Origin of the sequence: Halorubrum sp. SP3 (genome assembly GCF_005435195.1) — an archaeon.
Taxonomy (GTDB): domain Archaea; phylum Halobacteriota; class Halobacteria; order Halobacteriales; family Haloferacaceae; genus Halorubrum; species Halorubrum sodomense.
In genome coordinates this window covers 1-348 of record NZ_SGTU01000489.1, presented here as the reverse complement: position 1 = coordinate 348, position 348 = coordinate 1, and the positions used below count along the sequence as shown (strand labels likewise).

Sequence of the window (348 nt, the reverse complement as noted above, 5' to 3'; positions counted from 1 at the left end):
GTAGTGTCCCTGGTAGGCCCTGACGAACAGGAAGATGGCGACCACGAGACCGAGCAGCACGTGGATCCCGTGGAGCCCGGTCGTGACGTAGTAGATCGACGCCTGGATCGGGTCGCCGTGGGCGTTCGCGGAGATGGTCACGCCCTTGTCGAAGACCTCGTGGTTCCACTCCCACATCTTGATCGCCATGAAGACGAACCCGAGCAGGATGGTCGACCCCAGCGACGCCAGTAGTCCCTGCCGGCTCTTCCGGCGGGCCGCAACCAGCGCGAGGATCACGGTGAACGAGGACGTGAGCAGCACGAAGGTGTTGATCAGTCCGGGTAGCGGGTCGGTCAGCGGCTCCCA

At 64.4% G+C, this 348-nt stretch carries 1 protein-coding gene; it reads right to left on the bottom strand.

Annotated elements, in window-relative coordinates; all coding sequences use genetic code 11:
• Positions 1-348, bottom strand: a 348-nt coding sequence (locus EXE42_RS17340; protein WP_137707102.1) for a cytochrome c oxidase subunit 3, incomplete at both ends; no start/stop codon positions are given.